Genomic DNA, 24,754 nt, shown 5'->3' with positions numbered 1-24,754 from the left:
CGAATGTCGATCGCTCAGGCCGCGAACGACCGATCCAGCGCGCGAGCCAGCCGCTCCTGCCACTCGCGGGCGTCCCCGACCGCACCGGGGTACTCGTCGGCGAAGTTCTCCCAATCCACGTCCCACCTCAGCACCGACGCCGCGGTGAACCCGTCCGGCTCGATGCCCGTGCCGGGCGGCGCGGTCCGTAATACGTCACGGACCAAGTCCAGCGAGACGGTCGTGTATTCCGCCAGGAGCGCGGCGTCCACCAGGTCCTTGCCCTGCGGGTACATGTCCGATTCCAGCCACATGAGCTTCCACGCCAGCGCCAGGTCCGGCGGCGCGCAAGCAACATCAACTCCATAAACGGATACGCGTTGAGCCGCGACCGGCATCGCCTCGCCGAAGACGAAGTCGACCTGGACGGTTCCGCGGGGCAGGTCGGGGGCGACGAAAGGGAAGGTCAGCCGTCGGCCGGGCACCCGGTCGTAGGTCCAGATGTCGACGGCGGCGACATGCTCGGCCCGCAGACCCGGACCGGGGTCGGCGCGTACCGCCTCGACGATGTCGGCGAGCATGCGGTCGGCGGACGGGGCGTTGGCGCGGAAGTCGGCGGGGACGACGACGAAGTCGAGGTCGCCCGGCTCGCGGGCCGTCTCGCCCAGCCACGCCCGCAGCGTCGTGCTTCCCCGCAGCACCAGATGGTCGGCCCAGCGGGAGGCGGTGATCAAGGCGAGGACATGGGCGGCCGACGCCTGCCGGGTCGCTCGCCAGCGTGCGTCCACCGTGCGGACCTGGAACACCGGCTCGCCGGCCCGGTACGCGTTCGGGTACTGCTTCAAGGCAGGGTCGAACGCCGCCCGCTGGTACACCGTCGGGCCGTCTTCGGGAACCGGCAGGTAAGTCGGCGGATAATCGACCTCCCCCTCCGGCGCGTGACGGTGTGTGTCCTCGTACGCCTGGTTGTAGAAGTGCGGGGTCTCGGCCAACCAGCCGTCGTCGTAGCCGAGGCGAGAGTCTTCGAAGACATACTCGGCCTCCACCTCGAGGATCTCCTCCGGCCGCGTACGCAGGGCGGTCACGAGCGCGTCGAGGTGCTCCCGGGCTCCACTGCGTCCCACCCCGAAGCAGCGCTGCGTCACGAACCGCTCGTGCCGGCTGTCGTCGTGGTGCCGCCGAGCGTTGCGTGACAGGCGTGCCCCGAACGGCTCCACGACCTGGGTCAGCTCGATCAGCCGGGTGGCGGACGCGTCCGGCAGTAGCAGCTTGAGGTGGTGTTCGAAGTAGCGGCCGGTCGGCTCGCGGCGGGCCTCGTCCTCGGTGTCCGGCACGCCGTCGTTCCAGGGCGCACCCTCGATCTTCGTCCGGAAAACGTACAAGCCGGCCTTGGCGAGGATTCGCTGCCACCGGGTGACCAGCTTGTGCTGGGCGGCGAGCGTACCCGTGCCGGAAATGGTGATCATGGGCTGCGATTGCCGAGCGCCGCGGTCGAGCATGATGTGCGCGAACTTCGCGCCGTGGCGCTGAGCCACCACGGCCGCCCGCTCGACGTCGTAGCCGACGGTCAGATGGATCTCGAACGCGTTCGCCATGCGCATGACGATCCCACAGCGGCCGCCGATCTTCCGCTCCCGCGAGCCTGGGTGAATGCGCGCAGGCCAGGCCCGGTCCGTGGGACAATGAAGCCTTGCCGTGGGTGGCGTGGCCGCCCTGGTCGGCCGCGCGTCACGTGATACGCGCCAGATCGACCTGCCGGACATCGCCGAACTCAGACAGCTGGTGGGGTGCGGATCAGTATGAAGATGCTGTACAGCGTGCAGGCGGAGCAGGCGATCGACACCCAGAACTACGTCCCGATCGCCGAGCACGGGCTGATCGGCAACCTGCGGACGGCGGCGCTCGCGGACACCACCGGAGCGATCAGCTGGTACTGCCCGGGACGTTTCGACGCGCCCAGCGTGTTCGCCAGCCTGCTCGACCCCGAGCGGGGTGGGCTGTTCCGCATCGCGCCGATCGGGGAGGAGTGGTCGGCCCGGCAGCTCTACCTGCCCGATTCGGCGGTGCTGGTGACCCGGTTCCTCGGCGAGCAGGGGGTCGCCGAGGTCGTCGACTTCATGCCCGTCACCGGCCGCGCGACCGACACCGTCGACCTGCTGGTGCGGATGGTGCGCGTCGTACGCGGCGAGGTCCGTCTCGACGTCCGCTGCGCGCCCCGGTTCGACTACGGCCGGGCCGAGCACCGGCTGGAACACGACGGCGAGTCTGCGGTGTTCCGGGCGAGTGGACGTTCGCTTCGCTTCGACAGTGATCGCAAGCTCGTCCCCGACGGCGAGGACATCACCACCGTCCTCGACCTCGCCGCCGGGGAGGAGGCGTGGTTCGCCGTGAGCGGTGGCGTCGAGGAGGAGGTGCCCCGGCGGGTCTCCGCCGCCGAGATCGACGGCCGGTATCGCTCCACACTGGACTGGTGGCACCGCTGGGTCAGTTCGAGCGCCTACCGAGGGCGATGGCGGGAGACGATCATGCGCTCCGCGATCACCCTCAAGCTGCTCACCTACAGCCCCACCGGGGCGCTCGTCGCGGCACCCACGGCGGGCCTGCCCGAGCAGATCGGCGGCGAACGCAACTGGGACTACCGGTACGCCTGGATCCGTGACGCGAGCCTGTCCGTGCACGCCCTGCTGCGCCTCGGCTACGTCGACGAAGCCCGGCGTCTGTTCCGCTGGCTGTCGGCCCGTCCCGGCGGTGTCGGCGGCGCGAACGGCGGGCCGCTGCAGATCATGTACCGGGTCGACGGCTCCTCGGATCTCGACGAGCACACCCTCAGCCACCTCGACGGATACCGCAGCTCACGACCCGTCCGGATCGGCAACGGCGCGGCCCACCAGCTGCAGCTCGACATCTACGGCGAGATGCTCGACGCCATCTGGACCGCGTACAAGGGCGGCGCAGGACGTCTGGGCACCAGCGGCTGGGAGCGGCTCTGCCGGCTCGCCGACTGGGTGGCCGCACATTGGGACCAGCCCGACGAAGGAATCTGGGAGACCCGCGGCGGGCGCAAGCACTTCGTCTACGCCCGGGTGATGTCCTGGGTCGCGCTCGACCGGACGATCCGGCTGGCCCGGGAACTCGGCTGGCCGGCGGAGACCGGCGGATGGATCGCCGCCCGCGACGAGATCCACAAGCAGGTCATGAGCCGGGGCTGGAGTCCCGAGCGGCGCTCGTTCGTGCAGGCGTACGGCAGTGACGTGCTCGACGCCGCGCTCCTGGTCATGCCGCTGGTCGGCTTCATCTCCGACACCGAGCCCAAATGGCTGTCCACCCTGGACGCGATCGGCGACGCCCTCGTCTCCGACAGCCTGGTCTACCGCTACGACCCGCTTGCGTCCCCCGACGGCCTGCGCGGCCACGAAGGCACCTTCTCCATGTGCACCTTCTGGTACGTCGAAACCCTCGCCCGCGCCGGACGGCTGGCCGACGCCCGGTTCGTGTTCGAGAAGATGCTGACCTACGGCAACCACGTCGGCCTGTACGCCGAAGAACTCGGCCTGCACGGTGAACACCTCGGCAACTTCCCGCAGGCGTTCACTCACCTGGCGCTGATCAACGCCGCCGTCACGCTCAACGACTTCCTCGACACCCCGGACGAGCGCCGCCCAGCCGAACTGGCGTAGCGCCGCGGGCGTGATCAACTAAGCTCAGGCATGATCGAATCCCAACGCGAGGCCGTCCCGCGGAACGACGCCGGCGAGCTCGACACCGCCCATGCCTTCTTGTCCTTCGCCCGCTCCTGCGTGCTGAAGAAGGCCGCGGGCTTGAGCGAGGACCAGCTACGGCAGCGCCTGGTCGTCTCCGACACCACCCTGCTGGGCCTGGTCCAGCATCTGACCGGGGCCGAACGGCAACTGCAGCGTCGAGTGCGCCGAAACTTCCGGGCCTGTTTCCGAGTCGTCAGCCGAGGCTGATGGAAGCCAGACCTACCATCGTCTGGGCGCGGACGGCGACGGACACTGGCGTGGCGGCGGCCTGACTCACGACTGTTTGGACGTGCTTCTCGGCCTGGCCGGCGAGCCCGTCGTAAACGGCCACGAACAGGTCGCGGACGCGCGAGCGAGGCCATCCGGCCGGCAGCAGTTCAGTGGGCAACTGTGGATCGAGCAAGGGGATACGCCGGTAGGCGTCCATGATCTGCGTGCGGGCCTCGATCGCGGCCGCTCCGGTTATCTCGCCTCGGCGTACCCGCGGTAGCAGCGGTCGCCACCGCCGATCGAACTCCTCGTAGTGCTCGGCGATGGCAGACAGATCCCATGCGTCGACCGGACTCCGGTTCGCCCTGACGGCGAGGTCGGCATGCCTGGCTCGAAAGACGGTCAACGCACCGAACGCGACCGCGGCAAGACGACGCTCGACCGTCGGATTCAGGTCGTCCGGCGACACCCAAAGTCCGTCGTAGAGCGGCGCGAAACCCAGCCATCGCAGCTCGGCCCGCAGCGATCGGCGCCGGGCGCCCTGAGCCTCGGGCAGCGAGAAGGCGACCAGCGTCCAGCACCCGTCCCAGACACGGTCCTGGTGGCCGAACCGGGCGATCCAGGCGCCACCGGTCAGTAGCTCGCCGGCCGCGTCGGCGGTCAGCCGGTGGGAACTGTGCCGGCCGTCGCGGCTGCTCTCCAGTACGCCTCGGCGCGTCAGGCGGCTGATCGCGGTGCGGGCCGCGCCGCTGCTGGCGCCGGATTCGACCAGCAGTGCCACGATGGCGGCCGACGGCAGCCAGATGCGCTCCGGCAAGGTGTAATCCGCGATGAGTGTCGCCGCCAGCGCCTGCGCCGAGGCGCCTTCCTGCCGCCGCCGGGGCAGCCGCGATGCCGGCGCCTCCTCGGGGAAGATCTCCTCGATCTCGAATGGACTGACCACGGCGACTCCGGCGCTGGGGCGGACCGACCCACGGCCCCCGGGGTCCTGTCCATGATAAGCGTGCTCCAGGCTGCCGCCCTGCCGTCCATCAACGACCTGAGCGTCTTATGCGTTAGATATCTATCGATTGACAGTTTAGCCTCCTGCGGTCAGACTATCTGACACATATTCGAGTGGTCCCGACCACCTACGCGGGAGACTGCCGGATTTCCAAAGAAGCAGACCTGGCGCAGCGACCCGCAGACTGTTGTGATCAAGGAAGTGTCATGAGACGAATGACCACACCGGAGCGGCATCGTTGGGTGCTGGGAAGCCTGATGACCCTGGCCCTGGCCGGCGCCGTTCTCCTCGTGCCCCGGCTGGCCCAGGCCGGGCCGACGGCCGGCTGCGGCAAGACGCCGACGCTCACCAGCGGAACGCATTCGATTCAAAGCAGCGGCCAGAACCGTAGCTACATCCTGAGCATCCCCAGCGGATACAGCAACGCCCAGCCATACCGGCTCATCTTCGGGCTGCATTGGCTCAACGGCACCGCCAACGACGTCGCCACCGGCGGACCCGACGGAGCGGCGTGGGCCTTCTACGGCCAAAAGCAGCTGTCGAGCGGCAGCACGATCTTCGTCGCGCCGCAGGGCATCGACAACGGTTGGGCCAACACCAACGGGCGCGACGTCACGTTGGTCGACGACCTCGTCCGGCTCGTCGAAGGCGACCTGTGCGTGGACACCAGCCAGATCTTCGCGATGGGGTGGAGCTACGGCGGTTCGATGAGTTACGCCCTGGCCTGCGCCCGGCCCGCGGTCTTCCGGGCGGTCGTGGTCTACTCCGGCGCCAACCTCAGCGGATGCAGCGGGGGCACCCAGCCGGTCGGCTACTTCGGCATCCACGGCACCCATGACAGCGTGCTCAACATCTCCAACGGACGGTCCCTGCGCGACACCTTCGTGCGTGCCAACGGCTGCACCGCGCAAAGCCCACGCGAGCCCTCCCAGGGCAGCCTCACCCACATCACGACGGTCTACTCCGGGTGCCGGTCCGGCTATCCCGTCCAATGGGCGGCCTTCGACGGCGACCACACGCCGAGCCCCGTGGACGGCACCACCGCGACCAGCGGATTGCGTACGTGGACGTCGTCGGAGGTGAACACCTTCCTGGCTCAGTTCCCGAGCAGCCCGTCGCCGAGCGGCTCGCCGTCCACCAGCTCATCTCCGTCCGGAAGTGCGTCCCCGTCGAGCAGTCCTTCGCCGAGCAGCTCCAGCTCAGGCGGTCCGTCGCCGGCGGGCTCGTGCGCCGCCACCTACCGGACGATCAACGCGTGGCCAGGCGGGTTCCAGGGTGAGGTGACCGTCAGCGCCGCCAACGCGCCGATCACCGGCTGGACTGTCCAGTGGACGCTGGCCAGTGGCCAGACCATCACCCAGGTCTGGAACGCGACCCTCTCGGTTGCCGGATCGAACGTCACGATGCGTAACGTCTCCTATAACGGCTCGCTGGCCGCGAACTCTTCGACGACCTTCGGCTTCCTCGCCAGCGGCAGTCCGTCGACACCGTCACCCACCTGCACCAGTCCCTGATCGCGGTGAGATGACCCCGGCGGCTGGCCCGGGGTCATCTCACGTCATGCGCCGTGTATGTGGCCGCCGCACTTGTTCGGGGCGGTCAGCGAGCCTGGGTGTCCGCGGCGACACGTGCGCGCCAGTAGTTCGCGGCGTCCTTTCCAGCCTGCATTCCGAGGAACTCGTCGGTTCTCGTCGCCAGCGCTGCCGCAGGTTCGGTGCCCTCGACGTAGGAGTCGAGTGCGAGGTTGAGGGCGGTGCCGCTCAGAAACCGGGCGTACTCGCGGACGGAAGCCACCACCGCGAAGTTCACTGGATTGCCGTGGACGAGCGCGTTGCGAACACGGCGACGTCGTGCGTCCAGGACGACGCCCTCTGCGCGGTACTCGTCAACAAGAACGCTGTATTGGTCCAGGTCACTAACGCTCGCGAACATTCGAGCGATCCAGGCGCGCTCATGTTCGACACGGCAGAGCGACAGGAAATCGTCGGCGCGATCCGCGACAAGCAGGAGCCACGGTTGCTTCGGGCGGTCTGAGAGCCATTCGCGAATCAGCTCAGAGTGAAGGTCTCCTTGCCGCCCCGCGCTGACGAGGCACATGTCCGCCGCCCGGCGTACGTCGGTGAGCCAGCGCACGTGTGGCCATCGCTCCCCGAGCTGGTCGAAGAGATCATTCGGGTCAAGCGCCGCGTGGGACGCGACGTGCTGCACTACGCGGTCAGCGAGCGGAATCACGCTGCTCACATCCGCTTCGGACGGTTGACGCAGCGCCATGTCGCGGCTGAAGGGATGATCCGCTGCGGTCTGAACTTCCAGAGCGGCGGCGAGAAACCGGGGAAACTCCTCGCGTGCAAGTGCCTCCGCGATCCGGGGTCCATGCTCCTCGATCGCGTCCCTGGTGATTTCGGCTCCATAGTGATCTTCAGGGAAACCATCCACCCGCGGCCCTAGGAATCCGAACGATACGGCTTGCCCGGAACGCAGAACACCGTACTGAGCATGGTGCGGGCGGATGCCGCCAGCGTTGTGAATCGACACATCGAGGATGAGAGTGACGATGTCTACCGCGCGCCTGACCGCTCCGGCCGCCGTCGTCTCGCCGAGGTCGACACGCACGAGGAAATCGACGTCGGACTCGTCGTCGATCATCTTCGCGACGGTGAACAGGTTCCCTTGCCGGACGAGTTCGTGGAGCTCCGCCCTGTGCTCGAAGTCCTGTCCATCGGGGTCGGCGTTGGGCACCGCCCAGTGCGCATCCAGGAACATCACTCGCCCAGCACGAAGATGGGGTGAGACGCGACCGAGATAGCCGAGCCATACGACGATCGGTTCGATCCTGGCAGGCGTGCCGACGTGGACACGAGCGTTGGCGAGCCGCTCGGCGACGGGCTTGCGCGTCTGCTCCAGACGGGATTCGCCGGGGGCTCGGCCGAAGGCGATCATCGAGACGAGATCGCGGAACGCCGTCTCCGCGTCCAGGCCACGTCGCCGCAGTTGCGCGAACAGCAGCTCCGCGATGGGCCGATATCGCCGCCGCGCGAGCGTGCGATCTTGGGCGGTCGCGACCAGGTCATCCCAACTGGCGCGGGCCGCTTCGTCGGCGTCGAGTGCGGTGAGAAGGCTGCTTCCGGTCGCCAACACCTCCGTCCACACGTGCGCGGTTCGGGTGCCGGGGGCCTGCTGCAGAACGTCCTTCGGGCTGCTGACGAGTCGCGCAAATGCCGCCTGAAAGGCACGCAACGGCCGGGAAACGTACTGGCGAAGGCGAATCCCGGTCGCCTCCACCGCCTCAGCGAGATCCAGCTTGAGCGACTCTCGGTTGTCGATCTTCTTCCAGGCGTCCGGGCCGCTGGCCAGGTCGACCCACTTCACGATCTCTTCAACGATGAGCGTCAGCGGCAGGACCGTGCTGGTGCCGTGACGTCGGTCGAGCGAGGACACGAGCGACTTCAGCCAGTCGGGCTCATCCTCCGCCCAGTGTTCGCTGACGTTGTAGTCGATCATCATCGGCGGCGCACCATCCTTCGACCAGATCAGCTGACGGGAACGATGGTGTCATCGTGTGGGTCACACACCGGGGCCGGGCGGTCGTCGACCACCCCGCCCCGGGTTAGCGATCAGAAGATCGGTACGCGTTCGCGGACCAGCCGCCAGTTCGGCTGGGCACCAGCTACGCCCGGGTGCTGTCGTGGGTCGCGCTCGACCGGACGATTCGGCTGGCCCGGGAGCTGGGCTGGCCGGCGGAGACCGGCGGATGGATCGCCACCCGCGAGCTGGCGTAGGCCGGTGGCAATCGCCCAGGCGAAAACACCTTGCGGGCGGCGGGCTCCAAATGGTTGGTTGATCAACCATGACGTCCGTGTCGCTGCCGACCCCCACGCTGCACACCGCGCGCCTCACGCTGCGCCCGTTCCGCGACGCGGACGCCGACGACCTCTTCACGATGCACAGCAACGCCTACGTGCTGCGCTACTGGGACTCGCCGCCGTGGAGCGAACCTGCCCGGGCCCAACGATTCATCGCCGCGTGCCGGCAGATGGCGGAGGAGGGCACCGGGGCCCGGCTGGCCGTGGACCGTGATGCCGACGGAGCGTTCCTCGGGTGGTGCAGCCTGAACCGGTGGAACCCGGAATACCGCAGCGCGTCGGTGGGCTACTGCTTCGTCGAAGCGGCGTGGGGCCATGGGTACGCGACCGAGTCCGCCCGCGCGTTGCTGGGATGGGCGTTCGACACGCTGGATCTCAACCGCGTCCAGACCGAGACCGACACGCGCAATGTGGCGTCAGCCCGCGTTCTGGAGAAGCTCGGATTCCTGCGGGAAGGGACGCTGCGGGAGGACTGCATCGTGAACGGCGACGTCTCGGACTCGTGGGTCTACGGCTTGCTCCGGCGGGAATGGCAGCCGTCACCCTTGCCGACGCCGGCCGGGTGACTTCCGGCCCGCCGGCTACTCCGCAGCCGAGCCGCCTGCCCGAGCTTCAGGGCGCGCCCATTCGCGGACCGCGGGTCGCTCCATAGCGGGTTCGTCATCGACGAGACCGATCGCGTACGGGAGGAAACGCAGCTCATACCGGCGGCCGTCATCGTGCTCCACGGCGGCCAGCGCGTCGAGCGTCTCCAGCAGCCGTCGGCGTTGCGAATCCGTCAGCTCGTCGACGTCGGCGGCGCAGCTCTCCTGCAGTTTGACCGCCACGTGCGGGTCGACCTCGTCGTCCGCACACGTGTCCAGCCACCACAGCAGGTCGGCGAACAGACCGGTGATCACCGTCAACGCCGCCGGGGTCGGATCGTCAGCGGCGAGGGAGTCACGCTGCCCGGCGGGAAGCCCTCCGATCACCCAGTCGACGCTCCGCCGGATCGAGGCAACCGCGTCCGGGTCGACCTGATCCTCGGGATAGTCGCCCAGCCACGTCAGCGAGTCGGCCACGGCTCGATGAAGAAGACGGACGAGAACGGCGTCGTCATCAACGCTCATAACCGGCGACGATACCGACGCCGCAGCCGCAATCACCGCATCGCAATGAGCCGGCCTATGCCCTAAACGCCCGCACGATCCCGTAAATCGTCAGGACTGTGCCAGCGAGCACGGCGAAGTATCTGCCTCGGTAGAAGCGCCGGTCTGCGCCGTTTCGCACTGCCCAGATCGAGAACGCCCCCAAGCCTAGGAAGCCCAAGCCGAACAGGATCATCTGCCACGGGGCCGTCGGGGTCCGCGAAGCTGCGAGGACAAGTGCGATAGCCACGCAGGCACCTTAGCCGGGGCGCGAACGTGTGGCCGGGCGGTCGTCGACCGCCCGGCCCGTGGTCACGATCAGAAGACCGGTACGCCTTCGCGCACCAGCCGCCAGTTCGGCTGGAAGAAGTCGGCCGGGTTGATGGAACCCTTGGCCTGTGCCCAGTCGATGAGCAGCTGGCGGATCTCCTTCTGCTCGTTGTAGACCTGCGTCTTGACGATGCCGGGGAAGTTGCCGCCGCCGCTGCGCCGGTAGTTGTTCACCGCGATGACGAACTGGTCGGCGTCGGCCACCGGGGTGTCGGTGCCCGCGTGGGTCAGCTTCGTGATGCGCTGACCGATCGGCTTGCTGATGTCGATGTCGTAGTCGACGCCGGACAGCGTGTCGTAGTTGTAGTCCGGCACCGCCGGGTCGTTGATCGTCTCCGGGTCGACCGGGGCGCCCACGGCGAGCGTGCGGAAGTACTTCGCCGAGTACTCTAAGTACGCCCGGACCTCGGCGCCGCTGATCAGCACCGCCTCGAGGGTGTTGTCGTAGATGTAGAGCCCGGCGACGTCCTTGATCCGTACGTCGCCGGCCGGGAAGACCGCCGTGCGGCTGAACGGGGCCGCGATCGACAGCACCGGCAGGGTCGCGTACTGGGTGCTCGCCATGGCGGCGGCCACCGTGTCGGTCTGCACCTTGTTGATGTAGTCCAGGATCGCGGTGTCCTTGTAGCGGGACTCCGCCGCCGACAGCTCGACCACCGACTGGGCGACGACCTGGTTCACGTACGCGACGGTCTTGTTGTGCTGTGCGCGTACCGCATCGAGCACCGCAGGGTCCTCGACGACCGTGTTGGTGTTGAGCATGGTGGACCGCTTGCTGGCGACGCGCCAGACGCCGCGCTCCCGGGTGAGGGTGAAGTCCATCCGGGTCAGCCGCTGGCCCCACTTCGACGGCTCGGACAGCAGGACCTGCTCACCGGTGATGTCGTTGGTGACGAAGCGCTGGACGACCTCGTTGTGCGCGTGGCCGAACAGGATCGCGTCGATGTCGGGCACCTGCTGGGCGATCAGCGCGGCCGGGTTCTCGTTCGGCAGCTCCGGGCCGTAGCTGGAGGTGCCGCTGTCACCGCCGTGCGCGGACACCAGGACGATGTCGGCGCCCTGGGCACGCATGATCGGAACCCACTTCAAGGCGGTGGCGACCATGTCCCGGAATTCCAGCTTGCCCTCGACGTTGCCCCGGTCCCAGATGGCCACGCCCGGGTTGGTGAGGCCGAGGATGCCGACCCGCAGGGTGGGCGCGTCCTCGCCGAGGGAGACCTTCTTGATGACATACGGCTGGTACGCCGGCTGCCCGGTGGCGGCGTCGACGGCGTTCGCGGCCAGCGCTGGGAAGCCGAGCTGACGGATCCACAGGTCGAGCAGCGGCAGGCCGTAGTTGAACTCATGGTTGCCCAGCGTGACGGCGTCGTAGTCGATCACGTTCATCGACCGGGCCATCGGGTGCGTCTCACCGGTCGAGGTGATCGGCTCCTGCTTGGCGTAGAAGGTCGCCAGCGGGGTGCCCTGGATGGTGTCACCGGCGTCCAGCACGAGCGTCGCCTTGCCCTGGCGCTCGGCGCGGATCTGGTTGACCAGCGTCGCCAGCTTCGCCACGCCGACGTCGTTGTGCGCGCTGTCGTCGTACTCCTTGTCCTTGTAGTAGTCCCAGTTGTAGACGTTGCCGTGAAGGTCCGACGTGCCCAGCAGGGTGAGGTCCCAGCTCTTGGTCTTCGCCGATCCGGCCTGCGCCGGGGTCGCGCCGATGAGCGGGGCGGCCGCGACCGCCGCGGCGGCGGCGAGAACCTGGCGCCGGGAGCCGGTGGGGGGATTTTTCATTGCGCGCCTTTCCTGGACGATCTTTGCGCGGGGGAGCGCTATCGCACCCTAACGACCGGTCAGAGGTCCCGCGACCTCGGCCTCGATCGGACATCGGCCGGTCACAGCCCGGCCGGCCGTGGTTAACACAAGATCGGTGCAAGTCGGATTTGCCTGACCCGGTGAGCGGCCGAGGTCGTCTACTCTGCCGCCCATGACGGGGACATCGAAGCGCGCACGCGTGGTCCGGCTTGGCGCAATCGCCACTGCGCTGGCGCTATTTGTCGGCGGCTACGCCGCGTTCGTGGCGGTGGAGTCGCCCGTGGCCATGACGTCGGTCGACGTCGAGGCGGCGTCCGTCGTCAGCGACGGCGATGGGTACCTGGTCCGATACACGCCGTCCGGCGAGGTCCTGCTGCGTGTGACGCTGCAGAACGACGGAGGCCTGCCGGTCCGCCTCACCGGCATCCGGGCGCCGTGGGTCCCGACCAGCGATCCGGCCACGTCACCGCCGATCGCCCCGTTCTACCGGGCGACGGCCGTCGGCTTTGACGCCGATCGCATGACCGCGTTCCAGCCGGTGACACTGCGGGCCGGCCACGCGGCCTCCGTCGGCCTCCGGCTGACGATGTGCCCCGCCGGCACGCCCGGCACCGACGCCGGCCGATTCACCGCCCATCAGGTCACGCTGATCTATGCGTACGCGGGCTGGGAGCGGGCGCACACCGAAGACCTCACCCAATCGGTCAGCGCACCGTTCTACAAATGCGACTACGCCGGACGGCGGCCCTGACCGTCTCGGCGACCGCAGCGGGTCGCGTACGCCCGAGGCTCGCGGCCGATCGGCCGATGTCAGCGATCGCGGGTAAACCCATGATGGGCAGCACCGCGGCGAAACCTCCAGCCGCGGCACCGCCCCAGGACAGGAAGCGAATGGACACCAGGAGCGTTGTCGGGCGGCGCGACGAGCTGACCAGGCTCGCGTCGCTGCTGCAGCCGCAGCCAGGTGCGCGAGGCATCGTGATCACCGGCGACGACGGGATGGGCAAGACGACGCTGTGGCAGGCCGCGCTGGACAGCGCCCATGGTGCAGGCACGCATCGGATACTGCGGTGTGCACCGGCCGTCGCCGAGCGCCACCTTCCGTATTCGGGACTGAGCGACCTGCTGGCCGCGGTCGACAAGGCCGTGGTCGAAAGCCTCCCGCCGCCGCAGCGCCGCGCCCTCGCGGTGGCGACTCTGGTCGCCGATCCATCGCCGGCGCCGCCCGATGAGCGCGCGGTCGCCTACGGCCTGCTGAGCGTCATCCGCGCCCTGACCGCTGTCAGCCCGGTCGTGATCGCAGTCGACAACTTGCACTGGCTCGACACGCCGACCGCTCTCGCCCTGGCCTACGCGGCGCGACGATGCCCGGCGGACCCAGTCGTGTTCCTGGTCAGCGCGCCCGACATCGGCGACGCGGCGCCGCACCCGGTCGTCGCCGCCCTCGATCACCGGGCATGGTTCGAGCTGCCGCTGGGTCCGCTGGGACTCGGATCGCTGCATCGCCTGGTGCGTTCCAGCCTCGGCATCGATCTGACCCGGCCGCAGTTGCTGCGCCTGCACGCCTCCTCAGGCGGCAATCCCCGGCAGGCCCTGGCGATCGTGGGCCGGCTCGCGGGTTCCTCCCGCCCCGGTGGTTCCGGCCAACTCCCCGGCCCGGACGGCCCGGCCGCGGCCCTCGCCGGATTCGACGCCGACCTCGCCACCGGCGGTGAGCGGGCCGGTCACGCGCATGCGCAACTGGCGCTGTTGTGCCTAAGCACCCGAGCCGACGTGACGGTCGCCCAGCAGCACGCCCGGCACGCCGTCGACCTGCTGGGCGAAGCCTGCCCGGTGGAGGTCCTCACGTGCCTCGCCGTGCTGGAGAACTTTGCGGGGCCGACGACGACAGCTCGGCTGGAGCGGGCGATGGCGATGTCCGCGACCAGCCGAGTGGAGTCCGTCTATGAGCATCCGACCTTCTGGGTCGGTCATCGGCTGATGTTGGAGGACCGTTTCGACGAGGCGCGCGTCCATTTCCAGGCGGCGCTGGCGATGGCAGCGCCGAGCGGCGACGAGTGGTCACGCGCCGCGATGCTCGTCCACGTCGCCGAACTCGAGTGCCGCGCCGGAAACTGGGCCGCCGCGGCCGAGTACGCCCACCAGTGCAGCCTGCTCACCCACGATGCCGCGCACGGACAGCCCGGACTCGCCCGGTATGCCGAGGCGATGGTGGCCGTTCGCCAAGGCGACCTCACCCGAGCCAGGACGCTCGCGGCCGAGGGCGAACTGCTCGCCGCAGCGGGCGGCGACGAGCTCTACCGGATCCAGAACATCGGCGTGCGGGCCCATGCTGCCGTCTCCCAGGGCGAATGGGCCGAGGCGGCCGGACTGCTGCGGAATATGCCCGATCACCTCCTCTCCCTGGGCTGGCGGGAGCCGACGGTGTTCCCCCTGTGGCCGGACGCGATCGAATCGCTCATGGCGGTGGGCGAACTGGAGCTGGCGACGCGGTATCGCGGCATCTACGCGGCGAACGCCGACGCGTACGCCCGCCCGACGGCGCAGGCGACCGCGGCGCGGTGCGCCGGGCTGCTGCACGCCGCCCGTGGTGACCTGCCCGGTGCTCTCGACCTCCTCGCGGCCGCAGTCGACCTGCATCAGCGGTCACCAGATCGGTACGAGAGGGGACGCACGTTGCTTGTACTGGGCGCCACCCGGCGTCGCGCCCGGATGAAACGAGCGGCCCGCGAAGGGCTGGACGAGGCGCTGGCCATCTTCGAAGCGCTCGGCTCACCGGTGTGGGCACAGCGGGTACGGGCCGAGACCGCCCGCATCGGTGGGCGGGTCGCCACCGCGGAACTGACCGATGCCGAGGAACGTGTCGCCGACCTCGCCGCACGCGGCGCGACGAACCGCGCGATCGCCGCCGAACTGTTCCTGGCCGAAAGCACGGTGGAGGCACACCTGTCGCGGATCTACCGAAAGGTCGGCGTACGCACACGCGCTGAGCTGGCACACCGTTTCACCACCGGCAAACTGTAGGGGTTTCCGGGATTCCGGGACTCGCTCGCAGCCCTACCGTGGATCTTCCGTTCCAGTGTCCAGGAGATCCGCTTGCCACACTTCAGATCAAGGCCGCCCAGAGTCCTCGTGGCACTCCTCGCGATGAGCCTCGTCCTCACTGGATGCACCGACGACCCGTCCGACTCGGCGACCGCGTCCGAGCTGACAGGCGCCATGTCGACAGTGGGTCAGAGCCTTCCGCCGGATGCGACCCAGGCCGCAGAACGGCTCGTAGACCTCGTGCTCGACGGTTCGGCGGATCAATCCGTCGCTGCGGCAGCCGAATTGCTGCGCCGCAGTGGCCTGCCGATCGTGACAGCACGCGGTCCGGTGGTGGCGATGCCGGACACGCTCGTCCTGTACGACGCACCCGTCTACGCCGAGCTGATTCCGGCACTGGTGACGGCGACTCGTGCGCATGACCGGTATTCGGTCGACCAGTGGGCGACCCTGCTGACGTCCGTGGGGCTCACCAACCGGAACCTGACCTTCGCGCAGATCACCAAAGCATTGGCGGGCTGGGGTAAGACGCCGGCCGAGCAGCCGGTCTTCACGACCGCGGCGGCCGCGGTGCGGGCGCTGTCGGCCCGCCGGGGTCAAGTCCTCTACCCGGCGGCCGAAGTAGCGACCACCTACTTCGATCCGTTGCAGACCGTGCTGCTGCTGGCGCACGCGACCAGCCGATTCGGCATCGCCACCCGGCCGACGGCAAAGGCCAAAGCACTCGGGCTCACGGCGGCGTTCGTCAACGCCAAGGCCGACGACGACAAGGGGCCATGCGAGATCTTCACGACCCTGTTCGAGACGGACGACGCCGTCACCAAAGCCAACAGCGACTTCCTGAAGGACCAGCTCAAGGACCGGCTCGCCGGCGCGGTCCTCAGCGAAGGCGCCAAGGAGATGTTCGACAAGGCGACCGAGGCGTGGGGCAAGGCCGGAGCGACCCTCAGCGCCATCATGCTCATGCTCGGGGCGCGGCTGACCCTGACCTCGGACAAGGCGACCACCCATTTCAAGCATCAGGCCGGCAGCCGGGCCGAGCACGTCACGCTCACCGCCAAGGCCGAGTTCGACATCAAGATCGCGGCCGACAAGCTGGAGTGCTACACACTGGCCGGGCTCTCGATCCCGAAGGCCGGTCCGATGGAAGGCTTCACCATTCGCTGGTCCAGCGAGCAGGACCAGCGTGGAACCATCCAGAAAGGCGGCAACGCGTACCTGGTCGCCGTCTCCGCCGACTCGGCCAAGATGACCAAGGGCACCAAGACCGGCGCGGACGGCGTCGCGACCCTCGAACTCAAACCACCCGTGGAGAACCCGGCCGGCAGCGGTGAGAAACTCAAAGGATCGGCGACCTTCATCGCGAAGATGGACAAGGAGAACTTCCCGTTCGAGCTGGGCGACATCTTCTCCCTCGCCGGCGGCCCGCTCGGTTTCGCCATCGCCAAGTCGTTCGACCTCGTCAAAGACGTGCTCACCCGCGCGGGCCTGCCGGAGCAGTCCATCACTATCGGCGTCGACTACCACGGCAGCGACATCATCGTCGCCAAAGGCCACGGGCGCATCGAGATGATTCTGGCCGCGATCCCCGACGCCTACGTCGATCTGGTCAGCTGCAGCGGCGTCAACGGTCCGTTCAAGGGAACCGGCGGGTTCGGCGGCTCGGTCACCGAATGGTTGCGGCTGTCGCGCGTCATCGGCGTGCCGATCGCCGACGAGTATCCGGGCGGCCGGGCCACATTGTCGGTCATGACGAACCCGGACGCGCCCAACCCGTTCCTCATTCTCAAGGGCGAAGGCGGCAAGCAGTTCCTCGACGGCGTCCTGACGTTCTATCCGCCCGCCTCGGCCAACAGCGCCGTCATCCTCGACGACAACCGCGTCGGCCGGCCCGTCGGCGAGGTCGAGATGCTCGTCGCCGGCAACCCCTTCCCCTTCGGTGACCTGGTCTGGCCCGTCGTCCGGGTCGCCGCCGACCCTCGCTGCCCGGCGGTGAAGTATGAATACGACAACGCGTAGCCGTGCGGCGCGGGTGGCCCTGGCCATGCTGCTGAGTCTGGGGCTGTCCGCCTGCGACGGCGACGACCAGCCGACCAGCCGGCCCAGTGCCGGCCCCGCCGGCGCCGACCCGATCGCGTCGGCCGGCTTTCCCGGCCTCTACCACGACGCCTCGAATGTCTCGGTCCTTCCCGGCCCAGCCGAGCAGCTACGGCTGGTCGGCACCATGACGTGCGCCGAGATGGACGCCATGCTGTCGGCTGGTCAATGGCGGGTGGTGGACCGGCTGACCCTGCCGCGCGGATCAGCGGGCGCGGCCATCGCCGGCATCGTGCCGGGCCTGCTGCTCGAACGGGCCGGCGCGCTGGCATTCGTGACGCTCAAGGGCGATCACGATCTGTGCACCGGGACGGTGGTCAAGGCCCGACGCGACGGCATCGTCCTGACCGGAAAGGGAATGCCCGGCGCGGCCGCCGGCTGGTCGGCGTCGACGATGTGCGTCGACCTCGGCGACGGCGTCCTGAACGTCAGCCTCTACTTCGACACCGAAGCAAGAATCGGTGGGCTGCTCACGGTCACGCTGCGGGCGAAAGACGGGAAGTACACGGTGGACGGCGAGAGCGGCGACTTCACCGTGCTTCTGCTCAGCCATCGCTCGGCTGCCCTGGAGGCGTACAGCAAGGTCTTCGCCGGCGCGAAGAACCTTCCCGGCGTGGCCCTGCACTCCCTCGAACCCGGCGACGCGTTCCACGGCACCGCGACAGTCGACACCGGCGCGGCGGACCGGCCACGCGGCTCGTTCAGCGTGGCGGGCCTGGTCGATGCCCAGACCGCCGCCGAGGTCAGCCTCAGCCTGCCGTTCTCCTGCGCCAAGGTGGTGGTCCTGAAATCCAGCTGACCAAGGCCCGCCGGCGGCTTCCTAACGCGGCACAGCCCGGCCGTCGGCGGCGGCCAGGACGATGACGGTGTCGCCCGGCAGCGCCTCGGGTACGCCGTCGTGCGTGACCGGGTCGAGGCTGCCGTCGCGGCGTACCAGGAACAACGGTTCGCCGGATGAGCCGTCGGCGGTCACGAGGTGGCCTTCTGCGTACCGCCGGGTGATGACGTCCCGGGTGAGGCCGGGGCGAAACAGCGCAGGCCCGCCGCCCCCGGAGACCGAAACCCCGTCGTGGGCGGGGGCTAGGCGGTAGACCGGACCCTCGATGCCGCCTTGCAGGAGCGTCGCCGCCAGATTGTTGAAGTCGTCCTCGTCGGTGAGCAGCAGAACGGTCGTGACCCCCTCGACCTGGGCGGCCGGGTCGGTGACGTCGGTGAGCAGCTCACCGGGGGCCAGGTCGAGACCGGCGTCCTGGATGGCCTGGCGTTCGGTGTGGCGGCCCGCCCAGAGCACGACTTCCAGCCCGAGGTGGCGCAGCGCACGGGCCAGGTCGAGGACCCAGGCGTCGCCGCCGACGAGCAGGGGCCGGGCGCGGGCGGCGCGGACGACCCGCAGCAGACGCGCGGCCGGTGCGGCGGTGAGCCCGTAGAGCGTGACGGTCATGACGATGACGAGGAACGTGGCGGGCAGGATCTTCTCCGCGCCGGTGTAGCCGTTGGTGACCAGCGACGGCCCGAACGATGCGGCGGTGGCGGCGGCGACGATGCCTCGCGGCGCCATCCAGCCGATGAAGGCCCGCTGCCGGGCCGGGACGTCGGTGCGCACCGTCGACAGGTACGCGACCAGGGGCCGCACGACCAGCACCAGCACAGCGGTGACTGCGAGCACCGGCAGGACCAGCCCACGCAGTGACTGCGGGGTGACGGTGGCCGAGATCGACACGAACAGCACGCCGATGACGAGTTGGACGAGGGTTTCGAAGAACGGCCTCCGGCCGGAGATGTCGAACGCGCGCATGTTGGCCAGGGCCAGGCCCATCAGGATGGCCGCGAACAGGCCGCTGTCGTCGCGCAGCACGTCGCAGACGGCGGCGATGCCGACCACTACGGCGAGCTGGACGAGGGTGCCCAGGATCTCGCCGAGCCGGAGCCGGTTCAGGGCCAGCCACAGCAGGGCCGTGCCCAGGGCTGCACCGGCCAGTCCGAGCAGCAGACTACCGCCGAAGTGCGCCACGCCACTGAGCACCCGGTCGCGGCCGCCTGCGACGACGGCATGGAACACCAGGGCGCCGAGGATGCCGCCGACCGGGTCGACCAGGGAGCCCTCCCAGGCCAGGATGTGCTGCAGGCGGTCCTCCGGGCGCACATAGTTGAGCAGCGGGCCGACGACGGTCGGGCCGCTGACCACGAGAATCGCGCCGATCATCAGCGCGGCCTGCTGGGACATGCCCAGCAGCCACATCGCCAGCAGCGCCGCGAACAGCCAGGTGAGCGTCGCGCCGATGGCCAGCAGCCGCAGGACGACCTTGCGATTGTGGCCGCGCAGCCGGTTCAGCCGCAGTCCCAGCCCGGCGTCGTAAAGGATCACCGCCACCGCCAGCGACACCAGCGGCTGGAACGCCGGGCCGAGCAGCTTCTCCGGGTCGACGACGTCGGTCAGGGCGCCGGCCGCGAAGCCGACCGGCAACAGCACGATCAGCGCCGGAATATGCAGGCGCGAGGCGAGGACCTGCGCCCCGACGGCGAGGACCAGGATCAGGGCCACGCCGAGCAGGACTTGATTGGTCGTCACCTCGCGCCGATCGCAGCGGCCACGCGCCTATGCGGCGGTGGCCGTGGCCGCCGACGCGCCCAGGCGCTCCAGCAGGTGATCGCCGACGCGCAGCGCGTTGGCCATCGCCGTCAGCGCCGGGTTCACCGCGCCGATGCTCGGGAAGAAGCTGGTGTCGACGACATACAGGTTGTCCAGCTCGTGCGCCTTGCAGTCGGCGTCGAGCACCGAGGTCTCCGGGTCGTTGCCGAACCGGCAGGTGCCGGCCTGGTGCGCCACCCCGGCGATCGGGATGTCGGTCTTCATGTACGCGAACCGGTGCGTGAGGTGGTCCTCGTGCATGCCCAGGTGCTTGAGCATCGACTTGAGCTGGTGGTAGAGCCGGTCGGCGGCGGTCTTATTCGACGGCGAGTACGCCAGCCGCACCCGTCCGTCCGGCGCGAGCGTCACCCGGTTGTCCGGCATCGGCAGATCCTCGGTCGACAGCCAGAAGTCCACCGCGTGACTGGCGATGTCGCGAAGCGAGAACGACGGCGCCAACTTGGTCTCCAGCGGCTTCTCCCCCCGATACATCTCGGCCTCCGACTTGCCGATCATCTGGATGTTGCCCAGCGGATAGTCGAAGTCGGGACCGGAGAAGTAGAAGTCGTTGACGCCCAGGGTCTTCTGGAAGACCGTCGGGTTGGGCTCCCGCGACAGGGCCAGCACCGCTTGGCTGTCGTGGAACATGTAGTTGCGGCCCACCTGATCCGACCCGTTGGCCAAGCCGTTGGGGTGCTTGTCGGTGGCCGAACTCAGCAGCAGCTTCGCCGTGTTCGCCGCGCCGCACGAGACGACGATGATGTGGCCCTGGTAGCGCTCTTCCTGGCCTTCGTGCTCCACGACCACGGTCGTCACCGACCGGCCGGTCGCGTCCGTCTCCAGGCGTACGGCTTCGGCGTTGGTCAGCATCTCCACGTTCGGCTGCGTCAGCGCCGGGCGTACGCCGAACACCTCGGCGTCGGACTTGGCGTGCAGCGGACACGGGAACCCGTCGCAGTGCCCGCACTTGACGCAGATGCTGTACGGCCGGTTCGCCTCGTTCAGGCGTACGCCGCACGGCGCGTGGAACGGATGCAGCCCCGCCGCGGCCAAGTCGTCGGACAGCTGCTGGATGCGCGGCTCGTGCGCGACCGCCGGGAACGGATAGGGGCCACTGGTCGGCGGCTCGGTCGGGTCCTCGCCCCGGCTGCCGTGCACCTGATACATCTGCTCGGCGGCGGTGTAGTAGGGCTCCATGTCGGCGTAGCTGATCGGCCACGCCGGTGACAGCCCGCCGTGGTGCTGGATCTCGCCGAAGTCCTTCTCCCGCAGGCGATACAGTGCCGCGCCATAGAGCTTGGTCGCGCCGCCGACGTAGTAGTGCACCTGCGGCTGGAACGCCTTGCCCTTGTGGTCGTACCAGATGTCCGGCGAGATGTAGCGGCCGTCGACGAACACCGCGCCGGTGTCCCAGTTATCGGGCTCGCGGGGCAGCCACGGGCCGCGTTCCAGCAGCAGGATCTTCTTGCCGGACGAGGCCAGCTTGGCGGCGAGAGTGCCGCCGCCGGCGCCGGTGCCCACGATGATGACGTCATAGATGTTCACGAGATCTCCCGAACCATTTCGTCGAGGATGATGCGCCCGGCCGCCTCGATGAGGGCCAGGTGTGAGAACGCCTGCGGGAAGTTGCCCAGGTGCCGCCCGGTCTCGGTGTCGAACTCCTCGGCGTACAGGCCCAGTGGCGAGGCGACCCGCAGCAGTTTCTCCATGAGGTCGCGGGCGTGCTGGATGTCGCCGATGACGGCCAGCCCGGAGACGAGCCAGAACGAGCAGATGAGGAACGTGCCCTCCTTGCCCGACATGCCGTCATCGGTCTCGTCGGTCCGGTAGCGCAGCACGAAACCGGCCTCGGTCAGATCGTCGGCGATCGCCTCGACGGTGGCCCGCAGCCTTTCGTCGGTCGGCGGCAGGAAGCCGAACATGGCCGCCAGCAACGTGGACGCGTCCAGCGAGTCGGTGTCGTAGTGCTGGCGGAGCACGCCGTTGGCCGTCACCCCGTGGGCCAGGATGTCCTCGCGGATCTCCTCGGCCGTGTCGTGCCACTGGGCGGCGAGTTTCGGATCGCCGCGTACCTCGGCCAGCTGCGAGGCCCGGTCGAGCGCCACCCAGCACATCAGCTTCGACGACACGTAATGCTTCGGCTCGCCGCGCGCCTCCCAGATCCCCTGATCGGGATTGCGCCAGATCCGGCTCGCGCACTCGGCCTGCGACTGCACTATCGGCCACAGCCGCCGCGGCAGCCGTTGGCTGCGCCGGGTGTGCATCAGGATCGAGTCCAGCACCGCGCCGTAGACGTCGTTCTGCTTCTGGTCGTACGCGCCGTTGCCGACACGTACCGGAGCGGCGCCGGCGTAGCCGGTCAAGTGGTCCAGTGTGGACTCGGGCAGGTCGCGTCGGCCGTCGATGCCGTACATGATCTGCAGCGAGCCGTCCTCAGCCGGCTCCAGGTCGGCGACGAACTGCATGAACTCGTCGGCCTCCCAGTCCATGTTGAGCCAGTGCAGCGCCTGCAACGTGAACGTGGTGTCGCGGATCCAGGTGTAGCGGTAATCCCAGTTCCGCTCGCCGCCGGGCGTCTCCGGCAGCGACGTCGTCAACGCGGCAACGGTCGCGCCCGTCGGCATGTAGGTCAATCCTTTGACGGTCAGCGCCGAGCGCTGCAGCATCTCCCGCCACCGGTGGTCGGGGATCCGGGCGTTGGCCAGCCACTGCCGCCAGAAGTGACCGGTGGCGTCCAGCCGGGCCGTCGCCTCGGTCAGGTCGGGCGGCGTGTAGCCGTCCTCCCGCCACGACAGGACGCAGAACGCGCCCTCGCCCTCGCCCAGCACATGCCGTCCGCGTACGCGGTCGCCCTCGACACCCAGCTTCATGTCCGACGCCAGCCGCATCTGGAAATCCGGCCCGGATGCCTGAGCGATCTTGAGATCCTCGCCGAGCAACTGCCAGCTGGCCGGCTCCCGGCCGTAGTCGAGCACCGGCTCGCAGACGAGCTCCACCTCCACCCGGCCGCCGATGCACACCGCGGTGCGTACGAGCAGGTGATCGGCGTCCTCATCGACCGGCGGACGCGTGTGCGGCGTCGACCGGTCCTCCTCGTGCCGCGGATAGATCGTCAGCGCGTCCCGGACCTGCAACCACCCGGTCGGCGTACGCCACGTCGTGGTGAGCACGTGCGAACCCGGCTCGTACTGGCGCGCCACCGGATGGTGGATGCCGTACGGGCCGAACCGGAAGTTGCCCGCGCCCCGGTCGAGCAGGCTGCCGAAGATGCTCGGCGAGTCGAACCGCGGTACGCACAACCAGTCCACCGAACCGTCGGGCGCCACGAGCGCGCCGGTGTGGCAGTTGGACAGGAAGGCGTAGTCCTCGATGGGCGGGAACGGCGACGGCGCGGCGGCGCTCTGCGGCCCCGCCTCGGCGTCGACCCCGGCTCGCTTGAGCTTCAGGTCCCGCTTCGGCTTGCTGCGCGTAGCCGCCTTGGTGGTGGCCGACGAGCGATCGGCGACGGTGGTCATGCTGCCCCCCACGGTGTGTGCCAGCCGCCGTAGTCGGCGACGAGGTGATCGGCCGCGTCGGGACCCATGGATCCCTTCGCGTACGCGTGCACCGGGGGTGGCGCGTCGAGCAGCGGCTGCATGATGCGCCACGTCTCCTCGACGCCGTCCTGCCGGGTGAACCGGGTGCTGTCACCGCGTAGCGCCGCGTGCAGCAGCACCTCGTACGGTGTCGCGCCTTCGCCGCCCTGCGCGCTGAACTCGACGTCGGCGGTGACGGTCTGCGGTCCGGGATTGTCGGCCCGCCGGGCCTGGAACCGGAACCGCACGCCGGTGGTCGGGTCGAGTTTGACGACGAGCTGGTCGGCCTCCGGCGGATGGTCGAACGGCAGGTTCAGCCCCAGCCGGGGCGGCTGTTTGAACACCAGTCGGAACTCGGTCTCGGTCAACGTGAGGTTCTTGCCGGTACGGATGAAGAACGGAACACCGGACCAGCGCCAGTTGTCGATGTCGAGCCGCAGCGCGGCGTACGTCTCGGTGGTGGACCCGGGTGCGACCCCGGCCACCGACTGGTACCCGTCGTACTGACCGCGTACATAGTTCGCCGGGTCGGCGGTGCTGACCGCCTTCCACAGCGCCGTCTGCGCGTTCTTGATCGTGTCCGGGTCGTGGCCGGCCGGGGCTTCCATCGCACCCGCCGACATCAGCTGCATCAGGTGGTTGACCACAACGTCGCGCAGCGCGCCGACGGGATCATAGAAGTGGCCGCGGTCGTCGACGCCGAAGTCCTCGGCCATGGTGATCTGCACGCACTCGACGAAGTTGCGGTTCCACACCGGTTCGAACAGGGCGTTGGCGAACCGCAGGAAGATCAGCTCCTCCAGGCCCATCTTGCCGAGGAAGTGGTCGATGCGGAACAGCTGCTGCTCCGGAACCCAGGTGTGCAGCTGTTCGGCGAGTTGCTTGGCGGAGGCGAGGTCGTGACCGAACGGCTTTTCCACGACGACCCGGCCGTCGCGGATGATGTCGGCCTTCGCCAGGTTCTCGATCACCATGCCGAACAGCGACGGCGGGATCTCCAGGTAGTACACCGGCGTCCGGGCGTCGCCGACGGCCTTCGCGACGTTGGCGTACGTGTCGGCGTCGGAGAAGTCGCCGGCCAGATAGGACATGCGGCCGACCAGGCGCTCGAACACCTCCTCGTCGATCTTCTCGCCGCCGCCGGCCACGCCGGGTCCCTCGATGGCCGCGCGGGCGTGGTCACGCAGATCCTGCGGCGTCCACGGGTCGACGGCCACGCCGACGATGGGACAGTCCAGCAGGCCCCGCGCCTCCAGCCGGTACAGGGAATGGAAGGTCATCACCTTGGCCAGGTCGCCGGTGATGCCGAAGATGACGAAGACGTCGGCGTTGCCCATA

At 69.0% G+C, this 24,754-nt stretch carries 17 protein-coding genes; 8 read left to right on the top strand and 9 right to left on the bottom strand.

Annotated features, from left to right (window positions below; genetic code table 11):
- Positions 1 to 14: 14 nt before the first annotated feature.
- Complete coding sequence (locus AB0H43_RS11730) at positions 15 to 1,574, bottom strand: nucleotidyl transferase AbiEii/AbiGii toxin family protein (RefSeq protein ID WP_359999224.1); 1,560 nt, start codon at positions 1,572 to 1,574, stop codon at positions 15 to 17.
- A 204-nt stretch (positions 1,575 to 1,778) separates the two neighbouring features.
- Here AB0H43_RS11730 and AB0H43_RS11725 point away from each other — a divergent pair, with 204 nt between their 5' ends.
- Both AB0H43_RS11725 and AB0H43_RS11720 read left to right on the top strand, forming a co-directional pair.
- On the top strand, positions 1,779 to 3,656 hold the full coding sequence (locus AB0H43_RS11725; protein ID WP_359999223.1) for a glycoside hydrolase family 15 protein: 1,878 nt from the start codon (positions 1,779 to 1,781) through the stop codon (positions 3,654 to 3,656).
- Positions 3,657 to 3,686: 30 nt separating this feature from the next.
- A complete protein-coding gene (locus AB0H43_RS11720; protein WP_359999222.1) occupies positions 3,687 to 3,947 on the top strand; it encodes a DUF664 domain-containing protein in 261 nt (86 codons plus the stop codon).
- Here the strand turns inward: AB0H43_RS11720 and AB0H43_RS11715 are convergent.
- Positions 3,934 to 4,893 carry a PaaX family transcriptional regulator C-terminal domain-containing protein gene (locus AB0H43_RS11715; RefSeq protein WP_359999221.1) on the bottom strand — a complete coding sequence of 320 codons (960 nt, stop codon included), beginning with the start codon at positions 4,891 to 4,893 and terminating at the stop codon, positions 3,934 to 3,936. The genes AB0H43_RS11720 and AB0H43_RS11715 overlap by 14 nt on opposite strands.
- 317 nt (positions 4,894 to 5,210) lie before the next feature.
- Between AB0H43_RS11715 and AB0H43_RS11710 the strand changes: the two genes are divergently transcribed.
- Positions 5,211 to 6,467 (top strand): cellulose binding domain-containing protein, encoded by a 1,257-nt coding sequence (locus tag AB0H43_RS11710; protein WP_359999335.1) that lies wholly within the window; start codon positions 5,211 to 5,213, stop codon positions 6,465 to 6,467.
- A gap of 85 nt (positions 6,468 to 6,552) precedes the next feature.
- Here AB0H43_RS11710 and AB0H43_RS11705 read toward each other — a convergent pair whose 3' ends face one another.
- Positions 6,553 to 8,457 (bottom strand): hypothetical protein, encoded by a 1,905-nt coding sequence (locus tag AB0H43_RS11705; protein WP_359999220.1) that lies wholly within the window; start codon positions 8,455 to 8,457, stop codon positions 6,553 to 6,555.
- Positions 8,458 to 8,809: 352 nt separating this feature from the next.
- Here AB0H43_RS11705 and AB0H43_RS11700 point away from each other — a divergent pair, with 352 nt between their 5' ends.
- Positions 8,810 to 9,382 carry a GNAT family N-acetyltransferase gene (locus tag AB0H43_RS11700; RefSeq protein WP_359999219.1) on the top strand — a complete coding sequence of 191 codons (573 nt, stop codon included), beginning with the start codon at positions 8,810 to 8,812 and terminating at the stop codon, positions 9,380 to 9,382.
- Positions 9,383 to 9,397: 15 nt separating this feature from the next.
- Here the strand turns inward: AB0H43_RS11700 and AB0H43_RS11695 are convergent, their stop codons facing one another.
- Together AB0H43_RS11695 and AB0H43_RS11690 are read right to left on the bottom strand one after the other, a co-directional pair.
- Entirely contained in the window at positions 9,398 to 9,925 is a 528-nt protein-coding gene (locus AB0H43_RS11695; RefSeq protein WP_359999218.1) for a hypothetical protein, read from the bottom strand.
- Positions 9,926 to 10,261: 336 nt separating this feature from the next.
- Positions 10,262 to 12,049, bottom strand: coding sequence for a 5'-nucleotidase C-terminal domain-containing protein (locus tag AB0H43_RS11690; RefSeq protein ID WP_359999217.1), 1,788 nt, complete (start codon positions 12,047 to 12,049; stop codon positions 10,262 to 10,264).
- A gap of 193 nt (positions 12,050 to 12,242) precedes the next feature.
- On the opposite strand from AB0H43_RS11690, the gene AB0H43_RS11685 reads away from it, so the two are divergent.
- The 4 genes from AB0H43_RS11685 to AB0H43_RS11670 all read left to right on the top strand — a co-directional run bounded on the left by AB0H43_RS11685 (position 12,243) and on the right by AB0H43_RS11670 (position 18,011).
- A complete protein-coding gene (locus AB0H43_RS11685; RefSeq protein WP_359999216.1) occupies positions 12,243 to 12,821 on the top strand; it encodes a hypothetical protein in 579 nt (192 codons plus the stop codon).
- A 140-nt stretch (positions 12,822 to 12,961) separates the two neighbouring features.
- Positions 12,962 to 15,094, top strand: a complete 2,133-nt coding sequence (locus AB0H43_RS11680) for an AAA family ATPase (protein ID WP_359999215.1) — start codon at positions 12,962 to 12,964, stop codon at positions 15,092 to 15,094.
- Positions 15,095 to 15,202: 108 nt separating this feature from the next.
- Positions 15,203 to 17,134: a hypothetical protein gene (locus AB0H43_RS11675; protein ID WP_359999214.1), complete on the top strand. Its 1,932-nt coding sequence runs from the start codon at positions 15,203 to 15,205 to the stop codon at positions 17,132 to 17,134.
- Complete coding sequence (locus AB0H43_RS11670; RefSeq protein WP_359999213.1) at positions 17,115 to 18,011, top strand: hypothetical protein; 897 nt, start codon at positions 17,115 to 17,117, stop codon at positions 18,009 to 18,011. Before AB0H43_RS11675 ends, AB0H43_RS11670 begins: the two co-directional genes overlap by 20 nt.
- Before the next feature lie 21 nt (positions 18,012 to 18,032).
- Here AB0H43_RS11670 and AB0H43_RS11665 read toward each other — a convergent pair whose 3' ends face one another.
- From AB0H43_RS11665 to AB0H43_RS11650, 4 genes are read right to left on the bottom strand one after another with little or no spacing between them, the layout of a single operon-like run.
- Entirely contained in the window at positions 18,033 to 19,781 is a 1,749-nt protein-coding gene (locus tag AB0H43_RS11665) for a cation:proton antiporter (RefSeq protein WP_359999212.1), read from the bottom strand.
- Between the two features lie 27 nt (positions 19,782 to 19,808).
- Positions 19,809 to 21,386: a GMC family oxidoreductase gene (locus AB0H43_RS11660; protein ID WP_359999211.1), complete on the bottom strand. Its 1,578-nt coding sequence runs from the start codon at positions 21,384 to 21,386 to the stop codon at positions 19,809 to 19,811.
- Positions 21,383 to 23,356: a glycoside hydrolase family 15 protein gene (locus AB0H43_RS11655; RefSeq protein WP_359999210.1), complete on the bottom strand. Its 1,974-nt coding sequence runs from the start codon at positions 23,354 to 23,356 to the stop codon at positions 21,383 to 21,385. The genes AB0H43_RS11660 and AB0H43_RS11655 overlap by 4 nt, the downstream gene beginning before the upstream one ends.
- Positions 23,353 to 24,753, bottom strand: coding sequence for a glucose-6-phosphate dehydrogenase (locus AB0H43_RS11650; RefSeq protein ID WP_359999209.1), 1,401 nt, complete (start codon positions 24,751 to 24,753; stop codon positions 23,353 to 23,355). Before AB0H43_RS11650 ends, AB0H43_RS11655 begins: the two co-directional genes overlap by 4 nt.
- Position 24,754 lies beyond the last annotated feature (1 nt).

Origin of the sequence: Hamadaea sp. NPDC050747, assembly GCF_040654195.1 — a bacterium.
Taxonomy (GTDB): Bacteria; Actinomycetota; Actinomycetes; order Mycobacteriales; family Micromonosporaceae; genus Hamadaea.
Note: the sequence above shows the minus strand (reverse complement) of the source record. Positions and strands in the feature narration are given on the sequence as shown.